This window comes from Flavobacterium sp. ov086 (genome assembly GCF_900187965.1).
Taxonomy (GTDB): Bacteria; Bacteroidota; Bacteroidia; order Flavobacteriales; family Flavobacteriaceae; genus Flavobacterium.
Genome location: NZ_FZNL01000018.1, coordinates 128,695 through 142,326, shown reverse-complemented (window position 1 = coordinate 142,326; position 13,632 = coordinate 128,695). Strand labels below are relative to the sequence as shown.

The 13,632-nt window shown below is 30.6% G+C and carries 12 protein-coding genes; 7 read left to right on the top strand and 5 right to left on the bottom strand.

Going from position 1 to position 13,632, the window contains the following annotated elements; translation table 11 throughout:
- Both CHB81_RS18755 and CHB81_RS18750 read right to left on the bottom strand, forming a co-directional pair.
- The coding region (locus CHB81_RS18755) for a transposase (protein WP_141130423.1) at positions 1 to 295 on the bottom strand (295 nt) is incomplete at its 3' end.
- 289 nt (positions 296 to 584) lie between these two features.
- The gene (locus tag CHB81_RS18750) at positions 585 to 1,721 is read right to left on the bottom strand and encodes a glycosyltransferase (RefSeq protein ID WP_089353367.1); all 1,137 of its coding nucleotides are present in this window, start codon (positions 1,719 to 1,721) and stop codon (positions 585 to 587) included.
- A 39-nt stretch (positions 1,722 to 1,760) separates the two neighbouring features.
- Between CHB81_RS18750 and CHB81_RS18745 the strand changes: the two genes are divergently transcribed.
- On the top strand, positions 1,761 to 2,855 hold the full coding sequence (locus tag CHB81_RS18745) for a glycosyltransferase (protein WP_089353366.1): 1,095 nt from the start codon (positions 1,761 to 1,763) through the stop codon (positions 2,853 to 2,855).
- Positions 2,855 to 3,262, top strand: a complete 408-nt coding sequence (locus CHB81_RS18740; protein WP_089353365.1) for an FdtA/QdtA family cupin domain-containing protein — start codon at positions 2,855 to 2,857, stop codon at positions 3,260 to 3,262. Before CHB81_RS18745 ends, CHB81_RS18740 begins: the two co-directional genes overlap by 1 nt.
- On the opposite strand, the gene CHB81_RS18735 is transcribed toward CHB81_RS18740, so the two are convergent.
- From CHB81_RS18735 to CHB81_RS18725, 3 genes are read right to left on the bottom strand one after another with little or no spacing between them, the layout of a single operon-like run.
- Positions 3,245 to 4,171 (bottom strand): glycosyltransferase family 2 protein, encoded by a 927-nt coding sequence (locus tag CHB81_RS18735; RefSeq protein WP_089353364.1) that lies wholly within the window; start codon positions 4,169 to 4,171, stop codon positions 3,245 to 3,247. The genes CHB81_RS18740 and CHB81_RS18735 overlap by 18 nt on opposite strands.
- Entirely contained in the window at positions 4,172 to 5,059 is an 888-nt protein-coding gene (locus CHB81_RS18730; protein WP_089353363.1) for a glycosyltransferase, read from the bottom strand. It abuts the gene before it with no gap.
- Positions 5,059 to 5,742, bottom strand: coding sequence for a cell division ATP-binding protein FtsE (locus CHB81_RS18725; RefSeq protein ID WP_089353375.1), 684 nt, complete (start codon positions 5,740 to 5,742; stop codon positions 5,059 to 5,061). The genes CHB81_RS18730 and CHB81_RS18725 overlap by 1 nt, the downstream gene beginning before the upstream one ends.
- Before the next feature lie 311 nt (positions 5,743 to 6,053).
- On the opposite strand from CHB81_RS18725, the gene CHB81_RS18720 reads away from it, so the two are divergent.
- The 5 genes from CHB81_RS18720 to CHB81_RS18700 all read left to right on the top strand — a co-directional run bounded on the left by CHB81_RS18720 (position 6,054) and on the right by CHB81_RS18700 (position 13,355).
- The gene (locus tag CHB81_RS18720; RefSeq protein WP_089353362.1) at positions 6,054 to 9,068 is read left to right on the top strand and encodes a tetratricopeptide repeat protein; all 3,015 of its coding nucleotides are present in this window, start codon (positions 6,054 to 6,056) and stop codon (positions 9,066 to 9,068) included.
- A 159-nt stretch (positions 9,069 to 9,227) separates the two neighbouring features.
- Positions 9,228 to 10,091: a PhzF family phenazine biosynthesis protein gene (locus CHB81_RS18715; protein ID WP_089353361.1), complete on the top strand. Its 864-nt coding sequence runs from the start codon at positions 9,228 to 9,230 to the stop codon at positions 10,089 to 10,091.
- Between the two features lie 119 nt (positions 10,092 to 10,210).
- Positions 10,211 to 11,962 (top strand): TonB-dependent receptor, encoded by a 1,752-nt coding sequence (locus CHB81_RS18710; protein WP_089353360.1) that lies wholly within the window; start codon positions 10,211 to 10,213, stop codon positions 11,960 to 11,962.
- A gap of 177 nt (positions 11,963 to 12,139) precedes the next feature.
- A complete protein-coding gene (locus tag CHB81_RS18705) occupies positions 12,140 to 12,670 on the top strand; it encodes a GNAT family N-acetyltransferase (protein WP_176427548.1) in 531 nt (176 codons plus the stop codon).
- Between the two features lie 235 nt (positions 12,671 to 12,905).
- Positions 12,906 to 13,355 (top strand): hypothetical protein, encoded by a 450-nt coding sequence (locus CHB81_RS18700; protein WP_089353359.1) that lies wholly within the window; start codon positions 12,906 to 12,908, stop codon positions 13,353 to 13,355.
- Positions 13,356 to 13,632 lie beyond the last annotated feature (277 nt).

Genomic DNA, 13,632 nt, shown 5'->3' with positions numbered 1-13,632 from the left:
GCTTAATGACAGATTCACTTGGTATATTAAAAACAAAACAGGCTTCAATCAAAGATAAAGACTTCTTCTGAATTTTTTTTAATACTTTAAGTTTAAAATCAATGCTGTAATATTGATTCATTTTAGGCAAAAGACCTTCGTTACCATAATGCTTATAAAGGTTAATCCACTTTCTGAGATTACTCTCAGTAAAATTATTCTCTTTTGCAACTGAGCGAATTGAATAATTATTTTTTAGAACTTCCTGAACACAACGAAGTTTAAACTCATAATTATATTTTACTTTTCTTTCCATAAAAATGCCCCCAAATAGTGTCTAACTTTTTGGGGGCAGTTCACTCTGACTTTGCGCATTTTTTTGTTTCTTATATTATTGTAAATATGTTAAAAAGGCTCTTCGTTTATAATCAGGTATTCTGAATTATCATGAGTAAAATAATTTAGGAATTTTCATAAAAGAATTAATGAAAGTAGTATATTTAATTCACGACCTAAGTTTATGTTATTTTGTAAAGCTGTAGTTTAGGAATAATAAATGTATCTATTGAGGATTTTAGATTTTCATTTTTAACGAATTTTATAAACTAATTATTTTCCCATGTCTCTACATACTTTTGAGCAATTTTTATATAATTATGCTCATTCTCGATAAATACTCTGGCTCGTTTACTAATGGCTATTATTTCTGTTGGATTTTCTATTAAAAAAGAGAGTTCATTTACCAGATAATCAACGTCTGGTTTGGCGTTGATACAAACGCTTTCTGATAAATTATAATGTTCTATAAATTCAGTTTCGGCACCAGTAAAAACGACTTTCCCCTTTGCCATTGCTTCAAGCGCATTATATCCTTGATCATAAGCATAGACCTGATCAAGCAAGATATGAGCTTTATAATATAAATTAATATACTCGTTGTATGGAATGCTTTTTGTCGTAATTATGTCGATTTTATCCGAATATTTTTGCTGAATTATTTCGAGTGCTTCTTCAAAAATATTATTTCCTTTTTTTAAATAATTTGATGTATTAATTCCATGGAAAATAATGATTTTATCGTCAATTTTTATTGGATTAAATTCAATTTTTGAAATGTTAATCGGATTCGGAATTACACCTAAATATTTAGGATTTCCTATTAATGGAAGATGATAATCTAAATCTGATGCTATAATTCCGTTACAGTTTTTATAAATAAACTGATGTAATTTTCTAAATGATTTTTTTTGAAATTTTAAAACATTTGCAAAAGATTTCGCATCGATTTTATGGTTTTGATAGAGTGGGAATACAGACTTAAAATTAGGATTTTCAAAACAATATTTTACATTTAAATAATCATAACCTGAACTTAATAAATATAATTTTTGATTGTTTTTGAGAAGATATGAAATTATCTTTTTTTCAAATTTATACGTGCAATAAAAACTGTTTTCATTAATAAGTTGAACAACATCAAAACCAGAACATTCTTTTTTGTGTTTTAAAAACTGACGATAGGTTAAGTATGAACTAACATCAAAATTTGTAATCTTGTAGATAGCAATTTTTATTTTTTTTAAAATTCCATTATCCCATTTTTTTTGAATTAGAATATCGACAGGAAATTTTTTAAAACCATCATTATGACCAATTATTACCACTTGATGTCCCAAATGTTCTAAGCCCTCTTTTAAGGAATTATGTAAACGGCTAAATTCGCCTACCAGTAAAATTTTCATTTGATGTATATTTAACAAATATATTATATTTTAGCCAATATGATAAATTCAAAAATCAAGATAGCAATTGTTTCTACTTCTCTGGCAACCGGCGGGGCAGAACGTTTTGCTTCTTTGTTGAGCAAGATGCTTGAAAATGATCTCGTTGAAGTTCATAATGTAATCATTAACGATGTTGTTGATTATAATTATCATGGTAAATTATATAATTTAGGAAAGCTTTCAGAGCACAGGTTTTCTCTTTATAAAAAAATAAAAAAAGGTTTTCTATTACATCAATATTTAAAACAGAATAAAATTGAGCTGATTATTGATAATCGTCCACGAAACCATTTTTTAAGAGAAATTATTTCGAATTTAATTTATCGAAAGAGGAAAAAATGGTTTGTAATTCACAGTTTCAATCTCAAAAACTATTTCCCAAGGCCCTGTTTTTTATCTAAAAAAATATATGAAAAAGCCGATAAATTAATTTGTGTTTCAAAAGAAATAGAAGATTTAGTGGTAGAAAAATTTAATTTTTCGAATACAGTAACAATATACAATCCTTTTGAAATTTCTGAATTGGAAATTACTAATGAAGTTTCCGAATCAGAGAAATACATTTTGTTTTTTGGAAGGTTTAACGAAAAGGTAAAAAATTTCAGTTTGATGTTGGAAGCGTTTTTAAAATCTGAAATTTATAATTCCGGTTATTCATTATATTTATTGGGAGAAGGTCCCGATTTAAATTTTATTCAAAAAAAAATAAGGGACTTGGGTTTAGAGAAATTTGTAAAAATAATTCCAGCTAAGCAAAATCCTTATAAATACATTTCAAAAGCAAAATATACTGTTTTAACGAGTCATTTTGAAGGTTTTCCTATGTCTATAATAGAATCATTGGCAATTGGAATACCGGTTGTTTCTGTAAACTGTAAGTCCGGACCAAAGGAAATTATTCAGTCAGAGTTTAATGGTTTATTGGTTGAAAATTATAATTCTACTTTGCTTGCAGAAGCTTTTAAAAGGATGATTTATGACGAAGATTTTTACCGTTTTTGCAAAAATAATACCGCTAAAAGTGTAACACATTTATCTCTTGAATCTGTTGGGGAACAATGGAAAAAATTAATATTCTCAAATAAAATATAATGACAACTAATACAGATGTTCAGGTAATTGAAATTCCTAAAATTCAGGACAGACGAGGCAATCTTTCTGTTATTGAGGGAGAGACTATTCCGTTTGTTTCAAAAAGAGTGTATTATTTATATGATGTTCCAAGTGGAAGCAAGCGCGGTGGACATGCACATAAAAAGCAACAGGAATTTTTAATTGCTTTAAGCGGAAGTTTTGATGTGGTTTTAAAAGATGGAAAGTCACTTGAGACTATAACGCTTAATAAGCCAAATTTTGGATTGTTAATTGTAGATGGAATCTGGAGAGAATTAAAAAACTTTTCATCAGGAGCAGTTTGCCTTGTATTGGCTTCTGATGAGTTTGACGAAGAGGATTATATCAGAGAATTTAAAGAATTTAAGTTATTTAAAAACAGATAACCCAATTCCAATGTTTGCCATTTTGAGTTTTATCTGAATTAATAATTGAAGAAAACGAGGAGAAAGCTGTAATAGAAAACTTTTTTTGGCACCAATTTTTTTTAAATCAATTCCGTCATAGTAGTAATCAAACAAGACTTTGTTTGAAGCTAATTTGCTTTTTATGGCGAGTGAAAATCGATTTAAATCTAAGAAAAGTTTAAGATCCGGATTTGTTTTTTCGGGTTCTGAAAATTTAGAAAAGTCCATTTTGGAATTTAAGATATTATTGTTTTTAGATAAACTATTCTCATCATAAACATAACGGGCAAGAATTTTCCAAGAGAATACAACAGGATATATCAAACCTATTCTAACCCAGAGATCGGTGTCTTGTCCACTTTTTATTTTTGGATCAAATACACCAATTTCTTTAAAAATATTTTTATCAAATACAGCACAAGAAGTACAAATTACAGTTTCTTTTAAACTTGCTGTAAAGTAATTGACCAATTCAAAACCGCTTGTTTTTTGAATTGAATATTGAGCTGGAAATGTTTTTTTTGAAGTTTCAATTTCAATTGCTCCGGAAAAAACTTTTTGCTCCGGAAAAAGTATCATGGCTTCCTGCATTACTTTTAAAAAATTGGGATACCAGTAGTCATCGGCATCAAGAAAAGTTATGAAATCAGATTGTGCTTTTTCGATACCAAAATTCCGAGCGATAGAAACACCTTCATTTTCTTTTGAAAAATATCGGATTCTAAGATCTTTAAATTGTAATAGTTTTTCTTCGCTTTTATCTGTTGATCCGTCATTGACAACAATAATTTCGAAATCCTGAAAAGTTTGATTCAAGACACTTTTTATCGTGTTTTCGATAAAATTTTCTTTATTGTATAATGGAATTATAACAGAAAAAAAAGCCATTTAGTTTGATTTTAAAGTGCAATAATAACCCAATCGGTACAAATCGAAAAGAAATAGTGATGGTTTTTTGCTGAATAATTGTTTCAGTAAAAGCGATCTTAAAGTTTTAAAACCTAGAGCCATTATATTTTGAAAACCGTACTTTTTTATAAGTAAAAAATAATGGGAGAGCTTCACGTAATCAGAAGGTATTAAATTAGAATCTACAAGGTTTTTTAATCCAATTACAGCTTCTTCGGATTTTCTTAAGAATGTCTCATTGTATTCTAGTCCCAGATGATAAACGGGATTTTCTATGTGGATAACTTCAACTTTTTGCTGCATTAATTCATAGGAAAACAAAGTGTCTTCATGTCTTAGATTCGGAATGCTTTCATTGAAATTTACTTTTGAGAAAATATTTTTTTTAATTAAAAAGTTTAAAGTCAAAAATGAAATATAAGGACTTTTATTTCGCTCGAAAGTGTTTAATGCTTCGCGTTTTGTGCCATAAACCCATCGTAAAAGCTTGTTTTTTGATGGTTGTGTAATTTCGTATAAAATACCTCCATAGACTACTTTTTCATTATTACTTATCTGTGAAATATAAGTAGAAAGAAAGTTTTCATGGACGGGAATGGTATCAGCATCAAGAAAAAGCAAGTTTTCGTATGTTGATTTTTGTGCTAGTAAATTCCGAATTGCACTTCGCCCTATATTTTTCTGTAAAACTAAAAAAGAGCAATTTTGAAATTGATTAATTTGCTGGTTTTTATTTGTAAAAAAAGTTGAAGCATCGTCTAAACAAATAATTTCAAAAGCGATACTTAACTCCAATGCCTGATTATGCAGTTTTTCAACTAATGAAAAAACATTATAATTAAAAACCGGAATTAAAATAGAAAGCATTACACGCTGCGTTGCACCACTTCAAAAATTCTCTCGTCTTCACATTTTAATGTTTTAGACGGGAATTTCATCAATAAGGCATAATCATGAGTTGCCATGATAATTGTTTTACCGTTTGCGTTGATTTTTTTCAATACTTCAAGAACCTCAGAGCTTGTTTGAGGATCAAGGTTTCCGGTTGGTTCATCGGCAAGAATAAATTCAGGATCATTCAGTAAAGCTCTTGCAATCGCAACACGTTGTTGTTCTCCACCGGAAAGTTGGTGAGGCATTTTGTTTACGAAATCTTTCATACCAACTTTGTCCAGAACTTCATCGATTTTATGTTCCATCGCTTCTTTTTCAGTCCAACCAGTTGCTTTCAAAACAAAAAGCATATTGTCTTTTACAGAACGGTCCGGAAGCAATTTGAAATCCTGAAATACGATTCCAATTTTACGTCTCAAATACGGAATTTCGTTTTCTTTTAAAGCTGCCAAATCAAATTCAACAATATGACCTTCACCTTCAGTTAAAGGCAAATCACCGTACAATGTTTTCATGAAGCTACTTTTTCCGGAACCTGTTTTTCCAATAATATAGATAAATTCACCATGCTGAACATCTAAATTAATATGAGATAAAATTTTTCTTCCTTCCTGATATATAGTTACTTCTTTAAGAGAGAGTACGATTTGTGACATAATAAAATTGATTTGATTGGTAAAAGTAATAAGATAACGGTTGGATTCAAAATAAATTTCAATCATTTCTTAAGAAAACTTGTAAAAAAAATGATTTAAAAATTTAAACCATGTAAGTGATTTAAGCTCATTTTAGTAAATGTACTTAAAGCGCCTAATTTATAATTACTTATATCACTTATATGGTTGTACTTAATCTTTTCAGAAGCTGTTAAATATGGGTTGTTAAAATTTTTGTTCATAATAAATGCTCGAAACGTTTCGTTATAGACGGTATAAAATGATACATTTGAATACTAAATATAATAAAAATGCGTAAACTTCCCTGGTTCTTTTTACTCCCTATAATCTTTATTTCGACCATAGTTTCGGCACAAAAATCAGCTATATATACTTACGACTTAAAGGATTTTGACAAAGCACAGGCTTTATACAATGATAAACAATATGCTTCGGCTCAACTTATTTTCGAATATGTAAAAAACAATGCAACGACTGAAGAAGTTCAGTCAGATTGTGCTTATTATATCGCCAATTGCGCCATTAGAACCAATAAAGCGAATGCTGATGCTTTGATGGAAAAATTCGTAAATGACTATCCAACAAGTACCAAACAAAATCAGGCATACATCGAAGTGGCTCAATTTTTCTTTGAACAAGGCAATTATCCAAAAGCCTTGCAATGGTTTGATAAAGTTGATGAAAGTTACATGAGTAAATCTGAATCGGATAAATTTAATTTCCAAAAAGGATACAGTTATTTCAATGCTAAAAAGAAAAAAGAAGCTACAACATATTTTAATAAAGTGGTGAATTCTACTGAATTTGGTTCTCAAGCTAAATATTATTTAGGATTTATGGCTTATGAAGGCGACGATTATAAAGAAGCAACGAAATATTTTGATGAAGTTTCAGGCGAAGAAAAATACAAAGAAAAGCTTTCGTATTATCAGGCCGACATGAATTTTAAATTAGGGAATTTTCAGAAAGCGATCGATTTGGGACAAAAAGCAATGGCCAAATCAAACGAGCTTGAAAAGTCTGAATTGAATAAAATTATTGGAGAAAGTTATTTCAATCTAAAACAATATGATAAAGCAATACCGTTTTTAGAGCAATATGCAGGTAAAAAAGGAAAGTGGAATAACACCGATTTCTACCAGTTAGGTTATGCTTATTATGAGCAAAAAGAGTACGAAAAAGCAATTTCTCAATTCAATAAAATTATTGAGGGAAAAGATTTTGTGGCTCAAAATGCGTATTATCATTTAGGTTTAGCTTATTTAAATACAGGTAAAAAACAAGAAGCTTTGAATGCTTTCAAGAATGCTTCTGAAATGGATTTTAATGCTCAAATTCAAGAAGATGCCGCTTTAAATTATGCTAAAGTGAGTTATGATATTGGAAACGCCTATCAAACTGTTCCTGCAATTCTACTTGATTTCTTAAAGAAATATCCAAACAATTCAAGCCGATCTGATATAGAAAAACTATTAGTAGATTCTTATATCTCTACAAAGAATTATAAAGAAGCTTTGGTTTTATTAGAAAAAAACAGATCACCGGAAAATAAAGCGGCGTATCAAAAAGTGCTTTTTTACAGAGGTTTGGAATTGTATAATGAATCAAATTATCAAGAAGCCGGAAAGATGTTCAAAAGCGCTGTCAGCGAACAAAAAACACCTGAGTTTACAGCTCGTGCAACTTTCTGGAAAGCAGAAACGGAGTATCTTAACGATGATTTTCAGAATGCCTTATTAAGCTACAAACAGTTTGCAGGTTTGGCTGCTGCCAAAACGACTGACGAGTATAAAAATATCAATTACAATATTGGATATACTTATTTTAAATTGAAAGAATACGATCAGGCAGGGAATTCATTTCAGGCACAAATTGATAATTCGAAAGAAGATAAAGTTCGCTTGAATGATTCGTATTTACGTTTAGGTGATTCTCGATTTGTAAGCGCAAAATATAGTGCAGCAAACGAAGCTTATGCAAAAGCAATTGAAGCAAAAGGCGTTGATGCTGATTATGCTCAGTTTCAAAAAGCAATTTCTTACGGTTTTATGTCTAAGAACGACAAGAAAATTGATGAGCTGAATAATTTCCTTCAGATGTACAAAAAATCAGAATATCGTGATGATGCTTTATTCGAATTAGGAAATACGTATGTGGCAGAAAAGAAAAACGATCAGGCACTTAAAACTTATGATCAGTTAATTTCTGAATATAAAAACGGTTCATTTACATCTAAATCTATTTTGAAACAAGGTTTGATTTATTACAATTCAGATCGTGACGAACAGGCTTTGGTTAAATTCAAAAAAGTAGCGGCAGAATTTCCAAAAACTCCTGAAGCTTTAGAAGCAGTTTCTACAGCAAGGTTAATTTATGTTGACTCAGGAAAAGTCGATGAATATGCAACTTGGGTTCGTACTCTTGATTTTGTTTCAGTTACAGATGCTGAATTGGATAATGATACTTATGATGCAGCTTTTAAACAATACAGTCAAAACAACAGCAAACAGGCGATTACTGGTTTTGCGGGTTATGTGACTAAGTTTCCGTCAGGAATTCATGCACTTGAAGCTAATTTTTACTTAGCACAGTTGTATTTTGCTGAAGGTTCAGAAACTAAATCAGTTGCAAATTATCAATATGTGATTGATCAGCCAAGAAATGAATTTACAGAACAAGCATTGACAAGATTAGCACAGATTTTCCTGAAAGCCAAAGATTGTGATAAATCGATTCCGGTTCTGGTACGTTTAGAAAACGAAGCTGATTTTCCTCAGAATAAAAGCTTTGCACAAGCTAATTTGATGAAATGTTATTACGACAAAAAAGATTATTATAACTCAGTTATTTACGCTGACAAAGTATTGCAAAACGCAAAAGCTGATGCTAACGTAAAATCAGATGCACAGATTATCGTAGCCCGTGCAGCAATGCAAACTGGTGACGAAACTAAAGCGAAAGTGGCTTACGCAAAATTATCAGCAACATCTAAAGGCGAATTAGCGGCAGAAGCGTTGTATTATGATGCTTATTTTAAAACTAAAGAAGGCAAGTTTGACGCTTCGAATGTTTCGGTTCAGAAGTTGGCTAAAAACTATTCGGCTTACAAATATTACGGAGCGAAGAGTTTGGTTTTAATGGCGAAAAACTTCTATGGATTAAAAGACAGTTATCAGGCAACGTACATTTTGGATAATGTAATTAATAATTTTACCGATTATCCGGATGTTGTCGAAGAAGCTAAAACAGAGTTAAGTGCGATAAAGTTAGAAGAAGCAAAAACGAATTCGTCGATTACGAAATAAGAATTATAGAGAATAGAGAATAGAATATAGAGAATAGAATATAGAGGATAGAAAATAGAGTAAAGAATACAGAATAAAGAAAATAGATTTGAAACGAAAGATTGGAAGTCTATTTTCTTTATTCTTTGCTCTATATTCTCTTCCAAAAAAAAGAAAAAAATGAGTTTACCTTTTTATATAGTTGATGTTTTTGCAGATAAAAAATATGCCGGTAATCAATTGGCGGTTTTTTTAGATGCTGGAAATTTAAGTTCTAATGAAATGCAGCAAATGGCGCGCGAAATTAATTTTGCCGAAAGCACATTTGTTACCAAACTTGATTTAGATAATAATAAAGCCGAGATTAAAATTTTTACTCCGGCGCATGAAATGCAGTTTGCAGGTCATCCAATTATTGGAACTTCATGGGTTTTGATGAATAAGGTTTTTAAAAATGAGCCAAAAGAGATCACTTTGAATGTGCCAATTGGACCAATTGCGATTCATAAAACAGAAGAGTTAATTTGGCTAAAAGCAGCACAGCCAAAATTTTGGGATATTTTCTCGAAAGAAGATTTTACAGTATTCAGTAATCTAAAAAAACATGATTTTGAAAATCAATTTCCAATTCAGGAAGTTACAACCGGAAGTGCTTTTATAATGGTTGGATTAAGCAGTAAAAGAGCATTAGAAAATTTGGTTTTAGATAAAGATAAAACAGATGAATGGCTGAAAAAGAATTGTAAAACAGATCACAGAGCTTTGTATTTCTATTATTTAGAAGGTTCGAAACTGTTTAGCCGAATGTTGTGTATTGAACACAATCAATTGGTAGAAGATGCTGCAACAGGAAGCGCAAGTACTTGTTTACAGGCTTTTCTGTTAAAATATCATAAGCCTGAATTTGAATTGATTAATTATCAGGGAGATTATATTAATCGTCCGTCTCAGATTTATTTCAATGGGAGGTTAACCGATAATCAATTTGATATCAAAATAGGAGGAAAGGCTCAGTTTGTCGCAAAAGGAGATTGGGAAGTCTAATTAGAAAATTAGTCAATTAGAGAATTAGAAAATTGTAAAATGTAAATTGTGAAAAATGAAATTGTGTCGATTAAGTCATTTTACATTTCACAAAACACATTTCACGAAAAAAATAAAATATGAAAATTAATTGCCAGAATAAAATCATCATTTTACTAGTAATGTTTGTTGTGCAGCTTTCGTTTTCGCAAAAGAAAAATGAAGGTATTGGTACTGAAACAGTAAATGTGGTTAAACCGTATTCGCCAACTATTTCAGATGCTTTTAAGGTTAAAGAAACTCCTTCGCTTGACGATACAGGAAATCAGCCTAAGGAAACGATAAAATATAGTATTTTGTCTGTTCAGGTAGCGTCTACATTTACGCCTTCAAAAGGAAAAGCTGAAGGTGTTGAAAAATCTAAAAAAGAAAAATTGTTTAATAATTATGCGACTTTGGGAGTTGGAAATTATGGAACTCTAAATGCTGAATTGTTCGTAAATCAGGATTTAGGAAATAACGATTATGTAGCAGGAATGTTCCGTCATCATTCTTCGCAAGGTGGAATTAGCGGCGTAGATTTAAATGATGAATTTTATGATACAGCGTTAAATGTGGGATATGGCGTAAACAATCGCGATATGTCGTGGAATGTGGATTTAGGATATCAGAATCAATTGTACAATTGGTATGGTTTACCGGTTGATTTTGGAATGACTTTATCTCCAGGCCAACAAGAGGACTTGATAAGAGGAATTAATCCGAATCATTCTTATAACACCATTAGTTTAGGCGGAAACATCGAATTTAACGAAGGTGTTTTTAGCAAAATAGGAACAAAATTCACGCATTTTTCAGATAGTTTCTCCTCTTCAGAAAATCGTTTTTATGTAAAACCGACTTTCAAAGTGGATGTTATGGATCAGTCGATAAATACAAATGTGATTATAGATCATGTAAGCGGATCTTTTGAAAATAATTATGCTCGTAATAATACAGAACCGTTAAAATACAGTTTAACTAATTTTGGAATTGAGCCTAGTTTTGTTATTCATGAAAACGATTGGACTTTAGAATTGGGAGCTGGATTGTTTTATGGTTTAGATTCTGAAAATAGCGGAAACAAGTTTTATATCTATCCAAAAGTAAATGCTTCATATAAACTAGTAGGCGATTTAATGATTTTCTATACGGGTGTTTATGGTGGTTTAAATCAAAACTCATATGCTGATTTTGTAACTGAGAATCCGTTTTTGTCACCAACTTTAAACATGAGACCAACAAACAATCAATATACTGTCTTTGCAGGTTTAAAAGGGAAATTAGCGAATAATGTTAGTTATAATTTAACTGGTTCTTATCTGAACGAAAAAGATAAGGCTTTGTTTAAAAGCAATGATTATACAGAAGATTTTGCTAATGAAAACTACGCTTACGGAAACTCTTTTGGAGTGGTATATGATGACGTGAGAACGTTTCGTTTTTACGGAGAATTAAAAGCTGATTTTTCAGAAAACGTTTCTTTTGGAATTAACGGAACTTTTAATAGCTACAAATTTGATGGTTTAGAAGCTTGGAATTTACCATCAATGAAATTGAGTTCGAATCTGGATGTTAATATTACGAAACAATGGTATGCAGGTTTAAATGTTTTCTTTGTTGGAGAACGTAAAGACATGCAATCGAATTTAAATTCAGGAGTTGATCCGGTTATTACGACGTTAAAAAGTTATTTTGATGCCAATGCTCATGTTGGATATAAATATAACGAGCGTTTGACGTTTTTTCTGAAACTTAATAATATTGGAAATCAGGCTTATGAAAAATGGTTGAATTATCCGGTACAAGGATTTCAGGTATTAGTGGGAGGAAATTATAAATTCGACTTTTAAGAATAATTAACCGCAAAGAGCGCAAAGTTTTACGCAAGGTTCGCTAAGTCTTTTTTAGATTCAGCGAACTTTGCTTTTTTATAATTAGTGAAAATTTGTGTAATTCGTGGCGAAAAAAATTGCAGAAGTAAAAAACCTTTGCACCTTTATAACTTAGAACCTTAGTACCTGAAAAAAATGGAAATTAAGCTTAGAAAAGAAAATGAAAATGATTACAAAAGTGTTTTTCAATTGGTAGAAAAAGCTTTTGAAAAGGAGGAATATAGCGATCATAAAGAACAATTCTTGGTTGAAAAATTAAGAAAATCAGAAGTATTTATTCCTGAATTATCAATTGTTGCTAAAGTCGAAAATAAAATTGTTGGTCATATTTTGCTGACGAAATTAGAAATCAAAAACGATTCGAAAACATTTGAATCTTTGGCATTGGCTCCAGTTTCTGTATTGCCGGAATTTCAAGGAAAAGGAGTTGGATCAAAACTAATTTTATATAGTCATAAAGTTGCAAAAGAATTGGGTTATAAATCGATTATACTTTTAGGACATGAGAATTATTATCCGAGATTTGGATATGAATTAACTAATAAATACGGAATCGAAATGCCTTTTGATGTTCCTGCTGAAAATTGTATGGTCATTACTTTAACCGAAAATGGATTGTCTGGCGTAAATGGAAAAGTAGTTTATCCAGCTGAATTTTTTGAGTAAATAAAACGATAAAATTTTCAATTACTTTTTTACGATCTTTGTGACTTAGTGCCTTTTTTGCAAACAACTTATGGAATTCAACTTTTAAAATATATTTTTGACGAAGGCGTTAATACATAAAGTTTTTAAGCCACGAATTCACGAATTATTTTTAACTAAATTCGTGGCTAACTTTTTTGGAGCAGCGAAAAAACCTTTGCACCTTTGTAACTTAGAACCTCAGTACCTTTTTTAAATGGAATTCAAACAAAAAATACATTCTTATTATTTACAAATGGTTCAGGACCGAATAGATGTTTTTAGAGACATGATTTCGGCTTTGACCGAAGATTCTAAAAACGATGCAAAAGGTTCGGCTGGCGATAAGCATGAAACGGCTTTGTCGATGATGCATATCGAGCAGGAAAAATTAACTAATAAACTGAAAGAAGCAATAACTCAAAAAGCTATTTTAGATAAAATTGATGCCTCAAAAACAACTGAAAATATCATTTCGGGTAGTTTGGTAAAAGCCAACGGAATTTATTTGTATGTGAGTGTTGCGCTTCCTAAAATTGCTATAAACGGTATAAATGTTATTGCACTTTCGCCACAATCTCCACTTGGAGCTCATTTAATGGGGAATAAGGTTGGGTTTGCTTTTGAAATTAATAAAACACATTATACGATTGAAAGTGTTTTGTAGATAGACTATTTTCTACATGACCTTTGTCAAAGTTTAAAACTTTGACAAAGATTTTTGCGTAAAAGATATGCAATGTTATTCCTTACGATGACAAATAAATCGTAAAACTACAATTTCTGAACAGCTTTTATTCTTCTCTTTGGGAATCTTCTATTGATTCTGAAATAATTCAAATTTTAATTCAAAGATTTCTTTAAAACCTTGAATTTCGTGCTTTGTTTGAGCCCGAAATTGAAATTTTTAAGTTTCGGGCTTTTTTTTATGTCAAAATTTTACA

Excerpts from the sequence above, each read along its gene's own strand:
- CHB81_RS18750 (WP_089353367.1), bottom strand. The coding sequence starts at position 1,721 with ATGAAAATTTTACTGGTAGGCGAATTTAGCCGTTTACATAATTCCTTA.
- CHB81_RS18745 (WP_089353366.1), top strand. The coding sequence starts at position 1,761 with ATGATAAATTCAAAAATCAAGATAGCAATTGTTTCTACTTCTCTGGCA.
- CHB81_RS18740 (WP_089353365.1), top strand. The coding sequence starts at position 2,855 with ATGACAACTAATACAGATGTTCAGGTAATTGAAATTCCTAAAATTCAG.
- CHB81_RS18735 (WP_089353364.1), bottom strand. The coding sequence starts at position 4,171 with ATGGCTTTTTTTTCTGTTATAATTCCATTATACAATAAAGAAAATTTT.
- CHB81_RS18730 (WP_089353363.1), bottom strand. The coding sequence starts at position 5,059 with ATGCTTTCTATTTTAATTCCGGTTTTTAATTATAATGTTTTTTCATTA.
- CHB81_RS18725 (WP_089353375.1), bottom strand. The coding sequence starts at position 5,742 with ATGTCACAAATCGTACTCTCTCTTAAAGAAGTAACTATATATCAGGAA.
- CHB81_RS18720 (WP_089353362.1), top strand. The coding sequence starts at position 6,054 with ATGCGTAAACTTCCCTGGTTCTTTTTACTCCCTATAATCTTTATTTCG.
- CHB81_RS18715 (WP_089353361.1), top strand. The coding sequence starts at position 9,228 with ATGAGTTTACCTTTTTATATAGTTGATGTTTTTGCAGATAAAAAATAT.
- CHB81_RS18710 (WP_089353360.1), top strand. The coding sequence starts at position 10,211 with ATGAAAATTAATTGCCAGAATAAAATCATCATTTTACTAGTAATGTTT.
- CHB81_RS18705 (WP_176427548.1), top strand. The coding sequence starts at position 12,140 with ATGGAAATTAAGCTTAGAAAAGAAAATGAAAATGATTACAAAAGTGTT.
- CHB81_RS18700 (WP_089353359.1), top strand. The coding sequence starts at position 12,906 with ATGGAATTCAAACAAAAAATACATTCTTATTATTTACAAATGGTTCAG.